11 protein-coding genes are annotated in these 18,552 nt (G+C 36.6%); 8 read left to right on the forward strand and 3 right to left on the reverse strand.

The annotated features are described in order from the left end of the window. Positions 1-273 precede the first annotated feature (273 nt). A complete protein-coding gene (locus EV200_RS10340) occupies positions 274-924 on the reverse strand; it encodes a hypothetical protein (RefSeq protein WP_132532050.1) in 651 nt (216 codons plus the stop codon). 267 nt (positions 925-1,191) lie between these two features. Here EV200_RS10340 and EV200_RS10345 point away from each other — a divergent pair, with 267 nt between their 5' ends. From EV200_RS10345 to EV200_RS10355, 3 genes are read left to right on the forward strand one after another with little or no spacing between them, the layout of a single operon-like run. Further along, positions 1,192-4,302, forward strand: coding sequence for a SusC/RagA family TonB-linked outer membrane protein (locus EV200_RS10345; protein WP_132532053.1), 3,111 nt, complete (start codon positions 1,192-1,194; stop codon positions 4,300-4,302). A gap of 17 nt (positions 4,303-4,319) precedes the next feature. Then, positions 4,320-5,822, forward strand: coding sequence for a SusD/RagB family nutrient-binding outer membrane lipoprotein (locus EV200_RS10350; RefSeq protein WP_132532056.1), 1,503 nt, complete (start codon positions 4,320-4,322; stop codon positions 5,820-5,822). Positions 5,823-5,832: 10 nt separating this feature from the next. Further along, positions 5,833-6,729 (forward strand): DUF1735 domain-containing protein, encoded by an 897-nt coding sequence (locus EV200_RS10355; protein ID WP_165877909.1) that lies wholly within the window; start codon positions 5,833-5,835, stop codon positions 6,727-6,729. 247 nt (positions 6,730-6,976) lie between these two features. On the opposite strand, the gene EV200_RS10360 is transcribed toward EV200_RS10355, so the two are convergent. After that, on the reverse strand, positions 6,977-9,487 hold the full coding sequence (locus tag EV200_RS10360) for a M1 family metallopeptidase (RefSeq protein WP_132532062.1): 2,511 nt from the start codon (positions 9,485-9,487) through the stop codon (positions 6,977-6,979). A gap of 122 nt (positions 9,488-9,609) precedes the next feature. On the opposite strand from EV200_RS10360, the gene amaB reads away from it, so the two are divergent. Further along, positions 9,610-11,151, forward strand: a complete 1,542-nt coding sequence (gene amaB / locus EV200_RS10365; RefSeq protein WP_132532065.1) for an L-piperidine-6-carboxylate dehydrogenase — start codon at positions 9,610-9,612, stop codon at positions 11,149-11,151. 65 nt (positions 11,152-11,216) lie between these two features. After that, entirely contained in the window at positions 11,217-11,933 is a 717-nt protein-coding gene (locus EV200_RS10370) for a 3-ketoacyl-ACP reductase (protein WP_132532068.1), read from the forward strand. 54 nt (positions 11,934-11,987) lie between these two features. On the opposite strand, the gene EV200_RS10375 is transcribed toward EV200_RS10370, so the two are convergent. Beyond that, the gene (locus EV200_RS10375) at positions 11,988-13,799 is read right to left on the reverse strand and encodes a DUF4153 domain-containing protein (protein WP_132532071.1); all 1,812 of its coding nucleotides are present in this window, start codon (positions 13,797-13,799) and stop codon (positions 11,988-11,990) included. Positions 13,800-13,930: 131 nt separating this feature from the next. On the opposite strand from EV200_RS10375, the gene EV200_RS10380 reads away from it, so the two are divergent. The 3 genes from EV200_RS10380 to EV200_RS10390 all read left to right on the forward strand — a co-directional run bounded on the left by EV200_RS10380 (position 13,931) and on the right by EV200_RS10390 (position 18,198). After that, a complete protein-coding gene (locus EV200_RS10380) occupies positions 13,931-16,741 on the forward strand; it encodes a TonB-dependent receptor (RefSeq protein WP_132532074.1) in 2,811 nt (936 codons plus the stop codon). 71 nt (positions 16,742-16,812) lie between these two features. Continuing rightward, positions 16,813-17,586 carry a GLPGLI family protein gene (locus EV200_RS10385; RefSeq protein ID WP_132532077.1) on the forward strand — a complete coding sequence of 258 codons (774 nt, stop codon included), beginning with the start codon at positions 16,813-16,815 and terminating at the stop codon, positions 17,584-17,586. Between the two features lie 42 nt (positions 17,587-17,628). Continuing rightward, a complete protein-coding gene (locus EV200_RS10390; RefSeq protein ID WP_132532080.1) occupies positions 17,629-18,198 on the forward strand; it encodes a Crp/Fnr family transcriptional regulator in 570 nt (189 codons plus the stop codon). The last annotated feature ends 354 nt before the right edge of the window (positions 18,199-18,552 follow it).

Below are 18,552 nucleotides of genomic sequence, written 5' to 3' on the forward strand. Positions count from 1 at the left end.
AAATAATTATTAACATCAGTTGTTAAAAACAAGGTAAACAACTGAAAATAAAGCTTAATGGTCTGATTATGAAGTGTGGATAATCAAAATATTTTTTCAACATCGCGGTTCCTTTTCTCTTCTCCAACAAAAATAGTATTAATTTAATTGACTAAGGTAATGACGGGGTCATGAAAAGAAAAGGCTGGTTCTTCATCAATAAAGCATGGAATTTTGTTCTTTTGTATGAAATTACGAGCAGTAAGTTGAGGGATTTTAGATTTGTTTTTGTGATCACTGTTTTAGTGTGTTATAGAAATTAAATATCCTGATCAGATCATCTTCTTGTTTTGGATTTAGCTGCTCATTTTTAATGAATTTCATTACCTGGTTTTTGTTGTCTGCCAAAACTGCATTTATACTTTTAATGGAAGGGATAAAGTTTTTAATTATTCCATCCTGATTTGTAAAGTATACCTGGTGCTGAACATTTTTAGTCCCTGTCTTTTTTGTATACCAATCTTGATTTTCTTCTTTTCTAACGGTGTATTTTTTCAATAACGCTATTTTGCCGTCAGCAATAATTTTGTAAAAGCCAGTTGCGTTTTCTGAATTTAATTTAAAAAATACGTTTTCCTTCCCTAGCGAATCTACCAAAGTAAATGACTGTACCGAATCCTGAATCGCATAAATCTGATCATTTTCTGCGTATTCCAGTTGCTGCGTTTCTAAGTTGTATTTCAGGTTATTTATGGTGAATTCTTTCTGGCTAGCTGTTTTTATTTTACCGCTGGTATATCTTTCATTGAAATAGGGGCTTCCCTGAACCGAAGTTTTAACAACTGATTTTAAAAGTGGTTTCGCACTGGGCCCTACGGTTACATTTTGTGCAAAAGAATAGTATGCGGCTAGCGCGAACAAAAAACAAAGAATAAATTTTTTCATATGTAGTTTTTGGATTTAAATGCACCTTTCGTTTAGTTTCTTCTGTCTGAACGTGTTTCTAAAATCAAAATTAAAACAAACAGAAATTAAAGCTAAAATAAGTGGTTTTTAGTGTGTGTTTTGTGGTTAAATATCAAATTGCTAAAACATTTTAGTGATATTTTAAATGCAATTTAAATTATTTTAAAGATAAGTGTTAATTATTTTGATTTAATGGAAGAAAAAACTGTAATTCGGGGATTATTAACTAAAACAAACTAAAGAACAATGAAAAAACTCGTACTGTGTTTATTCATATTTTTATTTTATGGCATTATACAAGCAGATGCACAAAGTAGAAATATAACCGGGAAAGTGGTTGCATCTAATGATGGACTGCCTCTCCCAGGAGTTAGTGTCCGTGTGAAGGATTCTAAGAAAGCCGCTTCGACCGGATCGGATGGAAAGTTTACCATTAACGTTAACCCAAACGAAGTGTTACAATTTACCTATATCGGGTTTGTAGCCAAAGAAATTTCAGTGGGTTCAGAATCAAATGTTAACATTAGCCTTGAACCAGATTCCAAGAGTTTAAGCGAGGTTACGATTTCTACCGCTTTGGGTATTAAACGTAAGCCAAAAGAAATTGGTTATGCCACCCAACAGGTAACAGGTAAATCCTTAACCTCAAGCAAGCCAACAAACCTTGCAACCGGTTTATCAGGTAAGGTAGCCGGGTTACAGATTAATCAGGCAAACAATCAAATCGATGCTGGTGATCAGGTAAGAGTAGTGTTGCGGGGAAACCGATCTTTTACCGGAAACAATCAGGCACTTTTGGTATTGGATGGGATCATTGTGCCGTTAAGTCAGTTGAACTCAATTAACCCGAATGATATTGATAATGTGAATATTCTAAAAGGTGCAAATGCTGCAGCACTTTATGGATCAGACGCTTCCAACGGTGTAATTATTGTAAGTACAAAACGGGGATCTTCTGACGGCGGCAGCATCAGTTATACTAATACCACTTTACTAAATCGTTTAAGTTATTTCCCTAAAGAGCAAACCGAATTTGGTGGTGGTACAACTCAGGATGATTTTGGATTTGGATTATATACGCCTTTTGAAAATCAAACCTTCGGCGAACGTTTTGATGGAAGTATCAGGCCATTGGGGCGCATATTGGAAGATGGTACCTATCAAATGGTTCCTTATACTTACAAAGAAGGAGAAAAGGAAAGTTTTTTTGAAACCGGTATCGATGAACAAAACGATCTTACCTATTCAGGAGGGAGTGAGAATGGTACCACCTATATTAACCTGCAACGCGTAAATAGCAAGGGATATGTACCAGGTGATAAATCAAACAGAACAGCGATCCGTATTAACGGTACACGCAAACTTGATAAATTCTTTGCTGATTATTCATTTAACTACACACAAAGGAACTATGATAAAAGTACCAATCAAGTGTATAACAATGTAATCAATACGCCAGGTAATGTTCCTTTAACTGAATATAGCGATGTAACATCGAAATATGGTAACCCTAACGATTACTATAATGATTATTACAGCAGCCCTTATTTCGGCCTGCAGCAAAACCGTAATAATGAGCGCAGAGACGATTTATTAGGAAATCTATCTTTTACTTATAAGCCAGTTGATTGGGTAAGTTTAATGGCAAGGGGTGGTTTTAGTAGTAAAAATACCCAGGGTAAAAACAAAAACTATGCTTACACCTATTCGGATTTTGCTCATGACTCTGGTAAAGCAGCTGCGGCTACGCAATACACCAGATCATCAGTAGGCGATTATAATGAATTTGAAAGCAGATATACAGGAGATTTTCTTGCTACTGCCACTAAAACGTTTAATCAATTTAAATTTACGCTTATTGGTGGTGCACAGGTGATACAAAAAAACTATAAATACATGTCTCAATCGGGCTCAAATTTAGTGGTTGATAATCTGTTTAACATTAATAACCGTACAGGTGAAATAGTAGGTTCAGAAACTGAGCGTAACTCTCGTCAATTGGGTGTGTTTGGAGATATCACAGCCACATACAATGATTACTTAACCATCCACATCTCCGGAAGAAATGACTGGGATTCGAGATTGGCCAAAAGCAACCGATCTTTCTTTTATCCTGCGATTGATGCAGCATTAACGCTTACCGATGCCATTCCGGCATTAAAAGAAAGTAAGGTCATCAGTAATTTAAAAATCCGTGGGGGGATTTCAAAAGTATATGCAGTGCAGATTGATCCTTATAAATTGGTTTCAACAATAAATCCGGCAGGTAACTTTCCTTATGGCAGTACCGCAGGTTACTCAATTGATAACGTTGTATACGATCCAAACCTAAAACCTGAGCAAACCATTTCAAAAGAAATTGGCTTTGACATTGGTTTCCTGAATAATCGCATCACATTAGAAACTTCTGCTTATTTGCAAAATACCAAAGACCAGGAAATTATCAACGGGATAGATTTATCAGGCACAACAGGCTATACCAGTGCCATTATCAACACGGGTGAAGGTGAAAACAAAGGAATTGAGTTTAGCTTGAACGCCGCACCGGTAATTGGTTTATCAAATGGATTTAGATGGAATGTAGGGATAAATTATTCTTACAATACCAATAAAGTACTGTCATTATATCAGGGACAGAATCAATTGGGTATTGGCGATAATAACTATATTGTTGTGGGACAGAGTTTCCCTTCGTTACAAGTGAGCACTTATCAAACAGATCCAGATGGCCGTGTTATTGTAGATGCAAATACCGGATTACCACTTTCTAACCCGATTAATAAAGATTTCGGACAAACCAATCCAAGTCATGTTTTAGGAGTTAACACCAGTTTCACCTTTAAAAACTTCACTTTATCTGGTGTAGCTGAATACCGGAGTGGTAATGTTTTTTACAATAGTTTCGCCAGCACACTTGATTTTGCAGGGATTAGTTATACTTCTGCTCAGGCCGGACGTGAGCGTTTTATTTATCCTAATTCAGTTATCCAAACTTCACCAGGTGTATTTGTGCCAAACACCAACACCACTACCATAAATGGAAATGGTTCATTTTGGGCTGATGGTATTCGTACCAATACCGCTTCTAACTACGTGATGAGTGCTGCATTCTGGAAAATCAGAGAGTTATCCCTTGCCTATCAGGTGCCAGCACAATGGCTACAAAGCAGAGCTAAATTCATTAAAAATGCAAGCATTGCACTGATTGGAAGAAACCTTTTTATGTTCAGACCAAGCGATAATATATACACCGACCCGGAAATTAACGTAGGAACCGGAAATGCACAGGGTGTGAACAACCTAAATCAAACACCACCTACTCGCATTTATGGTTTCACTGCAACCATTGGCTTTTAACTATTAATGAATAAAACATGAAAAAGAAATTAATATATGTGTTTACGGTATCCGCAATATTATTGTTTGGTGCCTGTAAAAAAGGTTTTTTAGATATTAACGATAACCCCAATAATGCTACAGTGGTAAAACCAGCATTGGTTTTAACCGGAGCCTTAAACAATACGGCAGCGTACACCACAGGTGGATCTATTTTCTACAGTTTTGCAGCCTTGTGGATGAACTACTGGATGACACCCGGTGGTGTTTCGGGTTGGTATGAAGAACGCTCTTATAACTTTACCACCAACTGGAGTGGCTCTACTACACTTTGGGCTAATCTTTATGATAATTTAAATGATTATGCTTATTTGGAAACGCAAAGTAAAGCTTCTGGTCAAAACTTTTTTATAGCGGTTGCCAAAACCATGAAAGCCTGGGACTATCAGTACCTGGTAGATTTTTATGGTAATGTGCCTTATACTCAGGCATCAAAATCGGTGGTTTTCCTGAATCCAAAATATGATAAAGCACAGGATATTTATGAAGATTTAGCTAAACAGCTTGATACTGCAGCTAATTTATTTAAAACGGCAACAGTTAGTCCTGCCGATGCTGGTGCCGATATATATGCAAAAGGAGATGTTCAAAAGTGGGGTAAATTTGCCAATACTTTAAAGCTGAGAATTCTTTTGCGTCAGTCTGAAATGCCAGGCAGAGCACAATACATTAAAGATGAAATTGCTAAAATCACTGCTAATGGATTTGGTTACATTGGAACTGGTGAAGGAATCTTTAACAATCCAGGTTATCTGAATACGGCAGGGAAGCAAAATCCTTTCTGGGCAGTTTACGGTTATGGTGTTGACGGAACAAGAACAGCATCACATGGTTATATGTTGGCGAGTTCTTATGGTATGAATTTCCTACAGGATAATGATGACCCAAGATTAGGTAAATTGTACAATACCGTTAATGATGGCGCCGGAAGTACCTATGTGAGTTTAATCTGGGGACAAGATGTGAACTTCGATCAAACCATTGTAACCGTATCCAGTATCGGAAAAGGCGTGTTAAAATCATACGATCAGTCTCAACCGATGATTACAGATTTTGAAAGTTTGTTTTTACAGGCTGAAGCTGCGCAAAGAGGATACCTGACCAGCAGTGCTCAAAGTAACTACGAAGCAGCAGTAAAAGCGAACTTTGTATACCTGGGTTTAACAGAAGCTGAAGCAACCACTTATCTAACAGATCAGGATGTAGCAAACTGGACCAGCAATAGTGATAAAATTGCTTTAATAATTAAGCAAAAATGGGCTGCAATGAATGGTACCAATGCCATAGAACCCTGGACAGATTACAGACGTTTAGAGTTACCTGCAGATATGCCGATTTCTATTGCCTCTACGGTAACCACCAAAAAGATTCCGGTGAGGATGCTATATCCGCAAAGGGAATATAACACTAATGCTGCAAATGTTATAGCAGAAGGTACAATTAACCAGTTTACTTCCAGAATTTTTTGGGATGTTAAGTAAATCAAGCAAAATGATGAAAAATAAAAATATTTTTAGTGGGCTTATTGCAATGCTATGCATGTTAAGTCTATCCTCATGTTTAAAAAACAAAAATGAACAACCAGATTTTTCTGCCACAACGCCTGTTGTAGAAATTCCTGTGGGCTCACCAGTTGGTGATGGTAGTGTAAATTCATTAACCACTTCATTGATTCAGCAGGATACACCAAGTGAATACATGTTTTATATTAATTATGCTGCGGCAAATACAAAATCTACGGACATCACGGTGACGTTATCTGTTGATCCGGCTATACTTGCCACTTATAATGCAGCACATGCTTCAGATCCAGCCTTAACGATAGTTCCAGCCAGTGCTTTTACGATGCCGGTAACCATTACCATTCCGGCCAATCAACGCCGCGTACAGGTTCCTGTAAAATTTATCAGTAATGTGTTAGATCCGGCGATAGGCTACGGCCTTCCAGTTACCATAAAGGATGCATCAGGAGAAGTAATCAGTAAGAATTTTGGTTCAGTAGTTATAAAGGTTGCTGTTAGAAACAGATATGATGGTAAATACAGTTTTAAAGGCTATGTATTTAGAGAAGGTGATCCTGTTTTGAGTGGTAATTTTAAAGGTTTAACCAAAGATTTACCTAGCAATGGTGCTGCTGCTGTAGATTTCGGTCAGGTATGGTCTAATGGAACAGGCGTTGGTGGCATTGATGGTTTAACCATTAATGTAAACCCTACTACCAATAAAGTAACCATGAAAAGTACTGCAAATGCAACTTTGGTGAACGATCCGGCTTATGATAGCCGTTATGATCCGGCAACCAAAACTTTTTATATCTCTTTTAAATGGGGAGCAAGCCCTGCAAGTCGAGCTGCTACGGATACCCTAACTTATGTATCGCCGCGATAGGAAATCATAATAAAGCTTTTACCAAAAGCCTCAAGGATTAGTTTCTTTGGGGCTTTTTATTGAAATAGAATCGTGTTTTTGTTGAGGGAAGCAATGCTTGTAGTTATAGTCTCGCTTATATATCCAGGTCTGCTACTATTCATGGTTTCTATTTGCCTAAATGCGCAGTGGTGATTATGTTTCATAAGAAAAGTCGTCATTGCTTCGTCGGCTGAAAAGCCTTCTCGCAATGACGACTTCTTAATTCTTATTCCTTTCCTAAATCTGCTGCTGCATTTTTGAATATTTCAGCCTGTTTCATCAGATTTTTTTTCTCTTCTCCACTTGCTGAACTGGCTTGTTTTGATTTGCCCTGAGCGGTGGCTTCATATGCCGATGAAAGTTGCTTGTTTAGGTAAGACTGCAACTTTAGTCTTTCAATGGCTTCTTTAATATTTTTGACGCCCTTTTCCGTCACAGCCGGATTGGTGTTAGCCCTTAGGTATTGAAAGTATTGACCTATCACTGCAAAAACTTTGTTTCGGTCTCCCTTATCCATAATGTTGGTGTAAAATTCCTGGTGTTCATCTTTCGGATCGCTAATGTAAAGTTCGGCAATCGATGGTGCAATATGATCTTTCGTATCTTGATCCAGTGTTGATAATGCACTTAAACTTTCCTGCGGAGCGAGTTTCGCCAATCCGCTTACTCCCGCTGCAATAACACGATATGATCTATCTTTAAGACTTTCAGACATTAAATTTTTATAAGCCTGATCGCCAGTTTCTGCTAGTTTGGAAATTGCAGCTGATCTCACTTCAGTATCCCGGTCTGTTTTGGCCAGCTGTAATAAAATCGGAAGCGCAGCAGCTTTAATTTGTGCATCTTCTAGATTTAAACCAGCAATACTCAAGGCACGTAAATCTCCTGATGGATCTTTTAAGCCCGCTAACAAAATCTGCTGACCGCTTTTTGCCTTGCTTTGCATGATGAATTGCAGTGCTTCGATCCTGTTGGCATAACTTGGTGCATTTTTATATTGAAAGTAATAATCTTCAGCTACTTTATTGTCGTTCATTTCGCCAACAATAATTTTATCTGCATCAAAATCAATTAAATCTGGTTTGGCACTTACATCAAAAGAAAAAGTCTGTTCCCGCTTGTCGATGATGATTTCCTTTCTGATCTTTTTACCACTTACATAAATATCAACTTTAATTGGTAAAGTAAAAGTTTGTACGCTTGAATCCTGTGTTTGCTTCACTTTAATGGTAGCCTTTCCATTTTGATAACCATAATCTACAGCTAAAATAGGGTGACCGCCATTGTAATACCATTGATTAAAATAAGGACTCCAGTCTTTGCCGGTAATATCTTCCATCGCCAAACGCAGTTGATGGGTTTCGCCATTTTTGAAAGCATTTGTGGTTAAATATTTATTCAGTGATTGGTAAAAAGCAGCATCACCCATCTGATTTTTTAATGCATATAAAATTACTGATCCTTTTGCATAACTGATGTTATCAAACATATCTTCCTTATCTGCATAATGAAAGCGGGCTAAAACGGGGCTTTCTCCATTTTTGGTGGAGCTGATATAAGATTGAAGTTTTTCGTATCGTGATTTATCTTCTGCGTCTTTACCAGCATCATGTCCGTGCCAGATTACCTCACCAAAAGTGGCAAAAGATTCGTTCATGGTTAAGTTAGACCATGATTCTGCCGTTACATAATCTCCAAACCACTGGTGAAAAAGTTCGTGTGCAATGGTGCCTTCTTCATTGCCATCCAGTAATTCACGATCTGTTTTCTGGATTTGTTCTCCATGTAAGGTTGCAGTCGTATTTTCCATCGCACCCGATACATAATCTCTGGCCACCACTTGTGCATATTTATTCCAGGGATAATCCAGGCCTAAAGTTTCACTATAAAACTTCATCATTTCAGGGGTTTTTCCAAAAATCTGTTTGGCATAAGGCGCAAACTTAGGTTCCAGGTAATAGTTAACTTCTTTGCCTTTATAAGTGTCTTTTGTGATTTTAAAATCGCCAATAGCCATCATAAACAGGTAGGGCGAATGTGGCAGATCCATTTTCCAGGTATCCGTTCTGGTGCCATCTGTGTTGGGTTTCTGGCTCACTAATTTCCCGTTAGATAGTGTAGTGTATTTCGATTTAACCGTCATTGAAATTTCCTGTGTGGTCTTCTGGTCTGGCTTATCAATAGTAGGAAACCATGCTGAAGAAGATTCAGTTTCGCCCTGTGTCCAGATTTGGGTGGGCTTATCTTTATCTGTTCCTTCTGGGTTTATAAAGTATAATCCTTTTGCATCTGTTATGGCAGCACTACCTTTTACCTTTAATTCATCCGGCTTAGCCGTATAAGCAATGTAGATGGTATATTTTTCTTGTTTTGTATATTTTTTATTAAGTGTGATGAACAACTTATTGTCGTTATATACATATTTTAAAGGAGTGTTTCCTTTAGCATCCACCAATGCAACGGTTTTGATATCCATTCCCTGTGCATCAAGCGTTAGGGAATCTGTCGGGTAAAAATGAGGCTTTAAGGTTACCCATTCTTTTCCGTTTAAATAGCGTTTTGCATAATCAAAGGAAACGTCTAATTTGGTATGGACCAAATCATTAATCTTAGTGGGGGTAACACGGTAGACAGATAAATTTTCAGGCTTTTCTGTAGATTTTTCCTGAGCTGAAAGATTACCTGCCACAAAAAAGCTAAGCAACAGTGTGCTGCAGGTGAGAAATTTACTATTCATTTTTTATGATTTTATGGGTCAGTTATCTTTAAAACAACATCTAAATTATTGTGATAAAGTAAAGACTCAAATGTACCCGCTTTCTGTTAATTTTTTGTTTTTTTGTGTAAATCGTTAGATATATGAAGACAGATATTCAATCCATTTTGGATCAGTTAGGTGTAAAAGCCGATAATGCTGCTTTTAGTACAGGAAGTAATTGGGGTGGCGTTTCAAATATAGAATCGCTGGAAAGTTTTTCTCCTGTTGATGGAAAATTAATTGCTTCTGCAAAGGTTGCAACTGCTGAAGACTATAACCAGGTGGTGGAAAAGGCCCAGACTGCATTTTTAGATTGGCGAACCGTTCCGGCGCCAAAACGTGGCGATATCATACGTCAGTTTGGAGATGCCTTAAGGACAAATAAAGATGCATTGGGAACACTTGTTTCTTATGAAATGGGTAAAAGTTTGCAGGAAGGTTTCGGTGAAGTGCAGGAAATGATTGATATATGTGATTTTGCGGTAGGCTTATCGCGCCAGTTATATGGCTTAACCATGCATAGCGAACGCCCAAATCACCGCATGTATGAGCAATGGCATCCATTGGGGATTGTTGGCATTATTTCAGCATTTAATTTTCCAGTTGCGGTTTGGAGCTGGAATGCCGCTTTAGCTTTAGTTTGTGGCAATGTGTGCATCTGGAAACCTTCAGAAAAAACACCTTTAACAGCAATAGCTTGTCAGCATATTATTGCTAAAGTTTTTAAAGCCAATGATATTGCAGAAGGAGTTTGTAATCTGGTTTTGGGTGATAGGGCAGTGGGAGAGGTGATGACCAATGATGGCCGCGTGGCTTTAATTTCTGCAACAGGTTCTACCCGAATGGGAAAGGAAGTTGCTGCAGCGGTAGGTGCACGCCTGGGCAAAACTTTATTGGAATTGGGGGGTAATAATGCCATTATTATTTCAGAACATGCTGATTTAGATATGAGTTTAATCGGTGCTGTTTTTGGTGCGGTTGGTACAGCTGGTCAGCGTTGCACCTCTACCAGAAGATTAATTATTCAGGAAAATGTTTACGATGGCTTTAAAGAAAAATTAGTGAAGGCTTATGATCAGTTGCGCATTGGTAATCCACTGGATCAAAGCAATCACGTAGGTCCGTTGATTGATCAGGATGCTGTGGCTGCATATTTGGATTCGATTCAGAAATGTAAAGCCGAAGGCGGTAAATTTATTGTGGAAGGCGGTGTGTTAACCGGCGATCATTACAGTAGTGGGTGTTATGTAAAGCCATGTATTGCCGAAGTGAAAAATGATTATAAAATTGTGCAGCATGAAACATTTGCGCCAATTTTATACCTGATTAAATATAAAACTTTAGAAGAAGCAATTGCTTTACAAAATGGTGTTCCGCAAGGTTTATCCTCGGCAATCATGACCTTGAATTTAAGAGAAGCTGAACTGTTTCTGTCATCAAAAGGATCTGATTGTGGGATTGCAAATGTGAATATTGGTACATCTGGAGCTGAAATTGGTGGTGCATTTGGTGGTGAAAAGGAAACTGGTGGCGGAAGAGAAAGCGGATCTGATGCCTGGAGGGCTTATATGCGCAGGCAAACTAATACCATTAATTATTCTAATACTTTGCCATTAGCGCAGGGGATTAAGTTTGATTTGTAAGGGAATGATTTGGATAGCGTTACCAACTTTTCAAAAGTTAGTAACGCTATATTAATAAGATAACCATGGAAAATATATCAGGAAAAAATGCAATCATTACCGGTGCAGGTAAAGGTATTGGAAAAGCTATCGCAACGGCTTTAGCACAGGAAGGCGTAAATGTAGCCTTGGTTGGCAGAACAAAAAAACATTTAGATGAACTGGCTGAAGAGTTAAAACAGTATAACGTAAAAATAGCTGTTGCAACCATGGATGTCAGTGATATCCATTCAGTAAACAATGCGATAGAACTGGTTAAAGGGGAATTGGGTTTTATTGAAATTTTGATCAATAATGCAGGTGTGGGTAAGTTTGGTAAATTCTTAGAGATGGAAATAGCAGACTGGGAACAGATTATTCAAACTAACTTAATGGGCACTTATTATGTAACCCGAGCAGTTGTTCCAGAAATGATTGAAAAGCAAACGGGTGACATTATTAGCATTTCGAGCTCTTCAGCATTTAGCCCGGCGGCAGTAACTAGTGCATATTCGGCCTCTAAAGCGGCGGTTAATGCTTTTTCTGTTTCATTGATGCAGGAAATGAGAAAACACAACATCAGGGTAACGGCCTTATCGCCTAGTACCACAGCAACGGATATGGCTATTGATTTAAAACTTACCGATGGGAATCCTGATAGGGTGATGCAACCAGAAGATTTAGCAGAATTGATTATTGCCCAGTTGAAACTTAACAGACGGGTATTTGTAAAAGATGCTGCCGTTTGGTCTACCAATCCATAAAAAGAAGGGGCTGTTCATTTTTATTATGAAACAGCCCCTTCCAAAATAGTTTTGTTATAATTTTTTAATCAATAAATGAGCTTCAATATCAAACCAGCTATTTTGTAAACTATTGCCAGTTTTATAACCTCTGATTTTACCAATTACATAAGTAAACTGATAGTTCCTCACTATTTTAGAAAAGATAAGCTTGTTAGCAGGAATGAAAAATTCATTATAATCTTTAGTCGATTTTAATTTTTTAGCTTTTGCCAGCGCTACAGATTCCTCAAAAATTTTAGGCAGATTAATAGCTAATTTGGCTGTATCGCCCAGGTTAATCATGATGTCTTTGTTATTAGTACGATTTATTTTTATTTTTATGCCATTAAAAACCTTTTCAGTGTTTTCATAGCTACTGATATCCAAAAGGTAATCAAATCCACTGATTGTAAGAAATTGATTATCAGCATTCACAAAAGTATATTCAATGCTGGAGGAAGAAATGTCTTTATCGCTTATTTTTAAAATGGAAAAGGCAGAATCCACTTTCATTTCATCCTTAATATATTGATAATCATCTTTACTGTCGATCGCATTTTCGATATTAGATAGGTTTTTCGAAGTAAAGCGCTGCAACGTACTTAAGCCATGTTTGGATATGAGATACCTCACCATAGATGGTTTTTCATTCAGATCTTCTAACTTTTTAGAATATAATATCTTCTTCAGCCTCGCAATTTGCGAGTATTTAGAAACAGCAGATGCACTTTGAGGGCCATAAACAGCGAGCATGGTTAAAATAGCTAAGCTGATCGGGATGAGTTTAATATTTTGCCTTTTACTAAAAAGGAAGTAAGTTGTTATGCAAGTCAGCCACAGGGCAATCAGAATTAATATGTACCTGCTTTCTGTTATTCCGTAAGGTTCAACACGTTTCCAAACCGCCAATAAAAGGAGTAAGATGAGTGGAATGAGCATGCTATAAAAGAAACGGGAAAAAAGTTTTATCCAGCTGTTTCCTTCCTGTTCTTTCATGGGGTAAATGAGGAGCAGCGATAGGATACCAAAAACAGCATAACCAATAATCAGGCTCGAAACCAATCCCTTAGGCAGTGACCAACTCACCATGATTTTGATTTCATAAAATAACAAAATCGCCAGATAAATAGTCATTAGTGGAATGAGCACAAATTGCGTGAATATCTTCAACCCTTTAGGATAAGAAGACTCTACTTCCAGTTGTTCAAAGTTTGTGGGAATGCCCGCTAAAAAGAATACCGGACTAAAACCAGCGGCTATTATTGCAAAAACACTCATGTAGGTTTTCCAATTCATAGCGACATTAAATAAACCATCTACAGCCACTAAGGCTATTGCCAAACCACCATACAGCACAATAGAATAAAGTGCTGCTGTTAAAAAGCGCAGGAACAATACTTTATTAAATTGCCAGAAACCATTAATCTGGCCTTTATCCATAAACGGAGAAAAGGCGACAAACAAGTGAAAAGCGAATGCCATCAGTGCAATTCTCAACTGATCAGCAAAGTTATCTACAGGATTTAATAAGAAAAAAAGTGCCAGGCAACTCAAAACCGCTAGGATTCTGATCAGCCACTTTTTGCCCGACTTGTATGCCTTTTTTTCTGCCAATAAATCTAAAGCGAGTGTAAGTGTAAGACCAAGGTTGCTAATTAATATCGCCTTTACTAAAATCTTTTGGAGATATTCATTGTGCATTGAACCTGTACCGTAACGGTCTAGATTAATATAGTTTGTCCAGCACACCGTAGCTATAATAATAAACACGAACTGCACAGGGAAACGTTTAACCACAGTTAATAAGCCCTGATAGAGGTGTTGTATAGATGGAAGTTTCATCATTTTTAAATTTGGTTAAATATAATTTTTTTAATGATTTAAATATGGTGTGATCATATTGTTAAAAAAAGTTAAAGCCTTTTTTAACTAACTAATTAGTTTTATATTGGAGCACCAAACTAATCAATTATCTTATGAAACGAACGCTACTCTGCTTATGCTTTCTGGTTTTTGTTACTTCCTACCTGAAGGCGCAAATTGTTCACCAGATTAAAGGCCGTACTATTGACACTGCATCAACTACTTTACTTTCCGGATCTACCATTGCCGTATTAAATGCTAAAGATTCTACGCTGGTGAAATTTACCAGATCTGCCGAAAATGGTTCATTTGAAATCAACGGTGTTAAGAATGGTAAATTTATTCTACTGGTTTCCTATCCTAAATACGCTGATTTTGTTGATCACTTTACCCTGGACTCAACCAAAAAAGATATTGATTATGGTAAGATTAATTTAACCGGAATGGCGAAGCTTTTAGCCGATGTAATTATTAAAGGCGAAAAGGCGGCTATTAAAATTAAGGGCGATACCACAGAGTTTAACGCATCAAGTTATAGTATACAACCAAATGATAAGGTTGAAGATTTATTGAAAAAACTGCCCGGAATACAGGTGGATAAGGATGGGAAAATTACGGCCCAGGGGAAAACCGTACCTAAAGTGTTGGTGGATGGGGAGGAGTTTTTTGGTGATGACCCAACCTTGGTAACTAAAAATCTTCGGGCCGATATGGTGGATAAAGTTCAGCTTTATGAAAAATCCAGCGATCAGGCAGCATTTACAGGCGTTGATGATGGGCAAAAAACACAAACTATAAACATCAAACTTAAAGAGGATAAGAAAAGCGGTTACTTCGGGAAGATTGATGCCGGTTATGGTACAAAAGATTTTTATCAGGGACAGGCATTGTTCAACCGCTTCAAGGCCAAACAAAAGTTTTCTGTTTATGGTACGGCTGCAAATAACGGCACTACAGGTTTGAGTTGGGAAGACGGCAATAAATTAGGTGCAGGTAATAATAATATGCAAATGGGTGATGATGGAAGTATGTGGTTTAGCTATGGTGGTGGAGATGATTTAGAAAACGGAAATTATTATGGCGAAGGGATACCACAGGCACTAACTGGTGGCGCACATTATGATAATAAATGGAATAGTGATAAGGAGAGTATCAATACAAATTATAAGTTAGGTGCCTTAGGTATAAAAACAACTAAAAATACCCTCAGTCAAAATAACTTACCTGATGGAATTATTAATACGAATACTGACGAAACTTCTGATCGAAATGTTTTCAGGCAGAAAATTGATGCCGTATATACCATTACACTGGATACGACAAGTAACCTTAAAGTATCAGTTGATGGCATGCTTAAAAACAGTGATAATACCTCTAGTTTAAATAGTATTGGGTTAAGAGGAGATAACTCCAAATTGAATGAAAATAGGCAGTCGAATAGTAACAATGGTAAAGAACAAAATTTTAATATCTCAGCCTTTTATACCAAAAAGCTAAAAAAAGTCGGACGTAATTATTCAGTAAATATTAGTCAGAATCTCAATGATATCAATTCAGATGGTTTTTTGAACTCAGTTGTAGAATATTATGATGAATCCAGTTCGCCTTTAAGAAAGGAAGTGACTGATCAGCTAAAGAAAAATAATACGCAGAATTCTATTTTTAGTACCAATATAACGTACAATGAGCCACTCACAAAATCATTGGCTTTAGTATTAAATTATGGTTTCGGTATCAATGAAAGTCGTTCTGATCGTAAATCTTTCAATCAATCAACCCCAGGAAATTATGATATTCTGGATAAAGAATTCAGTAACGATTTTAAAGCTAGTCAATACATTAATCAGGGTGGAGCTGTTTTTAACTATAAAAAGCCTAAAACAACTATCAGTTTTGGTAGTAAGGTAAGTGCCGTAAAATTTGATCAATTGGAGCAACTCTCTAATCAAAGTTATAATAGAAGTTTTATAAATTGGTTGCCTCAGGCCAGTTATATGTATAAATTCTCCGCCCAAAAGGCTTTCCGCTTCAGTTATAATGGAAGTACAAATCAACCTACTGTTAACCAGTTACAGCCGGTAAGGGTAAATGATAATCCATTATATCAACCTCTTGGTAATCCAGATCTGGCTCCATCCTTTAATAGTCGATTTAACGCAAGTTATAATGCTTATAAAGTTTTAAGTCAGCAATCAATATACATTAATGGCAGTTTTAGCTTTGTTAACAAAGCAATAGTTAGTAGCACAGAAACAGATGCTTTAGGAAAGACGATAGCTAAATCTGTTAATTTATCAGACAAAACACCAATTAATTATAATGTATATAGCGGTTTTAGTAGAAAGGTTAAGTTTTTATTTGATACTAATGTTGGTTTCAATTTTAATGCAAGTGGCAATACAAATTATAGCTATGTTAAAAGTCAGTTAAGTGATGTTGTAGAATTAAATCAAATTGTGAGTACTAGTTTTACTCCTTCCCTACAAATTAACAGGTACAAGGATAAGAGTGAAATCTATCTTAGCTTTGGCCCGAGTTATAACGCACAGGTAGCCTCTCTTCAAAAAGACCGTGCAAATAAAGGTTGGGGGATGCAAGGTTGGGGAGGATTTGGCTTTACATTACCGAAAAAAATCAAAATTCGTACAGATGGCGAATATACTTATACACCTAAATCGCCAGCTTTTGATACCAGTTTCGAACAGGTGATTATCAATGCATCTGTAACAAAAGGTTTCTTTAAAAATGAAGATTTGAAACTTACCATTCGTGGTAATGATTTATTCAATCAGAACCGGGGATTTAGACGATCATCCTATTCCAATATGATCACGCAAACGAGCTATAATAATATCAGTCGTTATTTTATGTTCTCCTTAGTTTGGGATTTTAATAAAATGGGTGGTGGCGCTCCTCAAAAATAAAATATGATTTGAATGGTAATGATTCAAAATTCGTTAAAAACATTATAAGATTGACCTTAGAAATATTATAAATGAAATTAAAATATACTTTACTAATGCTGGTTTGCACAATGAATTATGCAATGGCACAAAATGCTAGGTTTGTAAACCAGGGCATTATCGAATTTGAGAAGAAGATCAATGTTTACGCATTGATTCAAGATCAGGCAAAAAAATATCCTGATAACTTTTGGAGTGCACAAGCGCTGGAGCAGTATCAAAAAAACAATCCGCAATTTAAAACTTTAAAGAGTGAACTCACTTTTAAAAATAACCAAACATTTTTTAATCCGCTGGCGGATGAAAGCGTATCTAACAGTTGGCTAGGAAATTTTGCAACGGCTAAGCAGAATAACATTATTTTAACTAATCTTAAATCCGAAACTAGCATCATTCAAAAATCGGTTTATGAAGAAACTTACCTGGTTAAAGATTCCGTCCGTAAAATAAACTGGAAAATAACTGACGAATTCAGAAACATTGCAGGCTATGATTGTAGACGGGCAAATGCTTTAATTATGGATTCTATTTATGTTGTTGCCTTTTATGCTGATGCAATTCCGGTATCTGGCGGTCCGGAAACCTTTAGTGGATTGCCAGGTATGATATTAGGCGTAGCCTTGCCACGTGAACATATAACCTGGTTTGCAACGAAAGTAAAAGATATAGAGGTTACAGATGCACAGCTGAAAGTACCTTCAAAAGGGAAACCTGTAAATAAAAAACAATTGAGTGATATTTTAAAGAGTGCATTGAAAGACTGGGGCAATTATGCCAGTGATATTTTAAAATCTGCTGATATGTAATGGTTAATTTGCACACTTTATTCTTATGTTATCCTAATAAAAATGTATAGTCAACTATATAATCATATTCATAAGTTTGTGAAATTAAGTAGGGATGAAGAAGAAATTCTAGCCACTTTACTTAAAAAGATATCTGTTAAAAAGAAAGTATTTTTATTGGAGCAAGGGCAGATATGTAAGGCAAATTATTTTGTTGTAAAGGGATGCGTCAGGTTATATTTCATTGATATTAAAGGTGCAGAACAAACTACACAGTTCGCTATAGAAAACTGGTGGCTCTCAGACTTGACCAGCTTTCTGTTTCAAAAGCCATCTGAGTTTTTTATTCAGGCTGCAGAAACTACAGAAGTTATTGCCATTGAATATCATCATTACGAAGAAATGTTTACTCAATTGCCTAAACTAGAAAGGTATTTTAGGTTGGTGCTACAGAAATCTCACCAGGCTTCCCAAATGCGAATCAGGTATTTGTACAGCATGACTGCCGAAGAAAGATATCATCATTTTAATGCGTCATTTCCAGAATTTGTTCAACGGATTCCACAATATATGCTGGCTTCTTACTTGGGTTTTACACCTGAGTTTTTAAGTAAAATTAGGGCAAAGCGATAATGTTTAACCATTGAGTTTATAGTTGGTTGCTACAAAAATTAGCTTATATGTTTCTTATATTCCTTACATAGTCAAAATAAAATATTATTTTCTACCATTTAAGACATGTAAGGAAATATGAGATCACAAAGTAAAGTTTAAAGCATATAATTAGTGTCTAATAACATTGAAAATTAAACTTATATGTTTCTTATATTCCTTACATGATCGAAATAAAATATTATTTTCTACCATTTAAGACATGTAAGGAAATATGAAATCACAAAGTAAAGTTTAAAGCATATAATTAGTGTCTAATAACATTGAAAATTAAACTTATATGTTTCTTATATTCCTTACATGATCGAAATAAAA

The organism is Pedobacter psychrotolerans (assembly GCF_004340665.1).
In the GTDB taxonomy this organism is placed as follows: Bacteria; Bacteroidota; Bacteroidia; order Sphingobacteriales; family Sphingobacteriaceae; genus Pedobacter; species Pedobacter psychrotolerans.

Coding starts and splice junctions, on each gene's coding strand:
- EV200_RS10360 (WP_132532062.1), bottom strand. CDS start 9,487: ATGAATAGTAAATTTCTCACCTGCAGCACACTGTTGCTTAGCTTTTTT.
- EV200_RS10375 (WP_132532071.1), bottom strand. CDS start 13,799: ATGATGAAACTTCCATCTATACAACACCTCTATCAGGGCTTATTAACT.
- EV200_RS10385 (WP_132532077.1), top strand. CDS start 16,813: ATGAAATTAAAATATACTTTACTAATGCTGGTTTGCACAATGAATTAT.
- EV200_RS10355 (WP_165877909.1), top strand. CDS start 5,833: ATGATGAAAAATAAAAATATTTTTAGTGGGCTTATTGCAATGCTATGC.
- EV200_RS10350 (WP_132532056.1), top strand. CDS start 4,320: ATGAAAAAGAAATTAATATATGTGTTTACGGTATCCGCAATATTATTG.
- EV200_RS10370 (WP_132532068.1), top strand. CDS start 11,217: ATGGAAAATATATCAGGAAAAAATGCAATCATTACCGGTGCAGGTAAA.
- EV200_RS10340 (WP_132532050.1), bottom strand. CDS start 924: ATGAAAAAATTTATTCTTTGTTTTTTGTTCGCGCTAGCCGCATACTAT.
- EV200_RS10345 (WP_132532053.1), top strand. CDS start 1,192: ATGAAAAAACTCGTACTGTGTTTATTCATATTTTTATTTTATGGCATT.
- EV200_RS10380 (WP_132532074.1), top strand. CDS start 13,931: ATGAAACGAACGCTACTCTGCTTATGCTTTCTGGTTTTTGTTACTTCC.
- amaB (WP_132532065.1), top strand. CDS start 9,610: ATGAAGACAGATATTCAATCCATTTTGGATCAGTTAGGTGTAAAAGCC.
- EV200_RS10390 (WP_132532080.1), top strand. CDS start 17,629: ATGTATAGTCAACTATATAATCATATTCATAAGTTTGTGAAATTAAGT.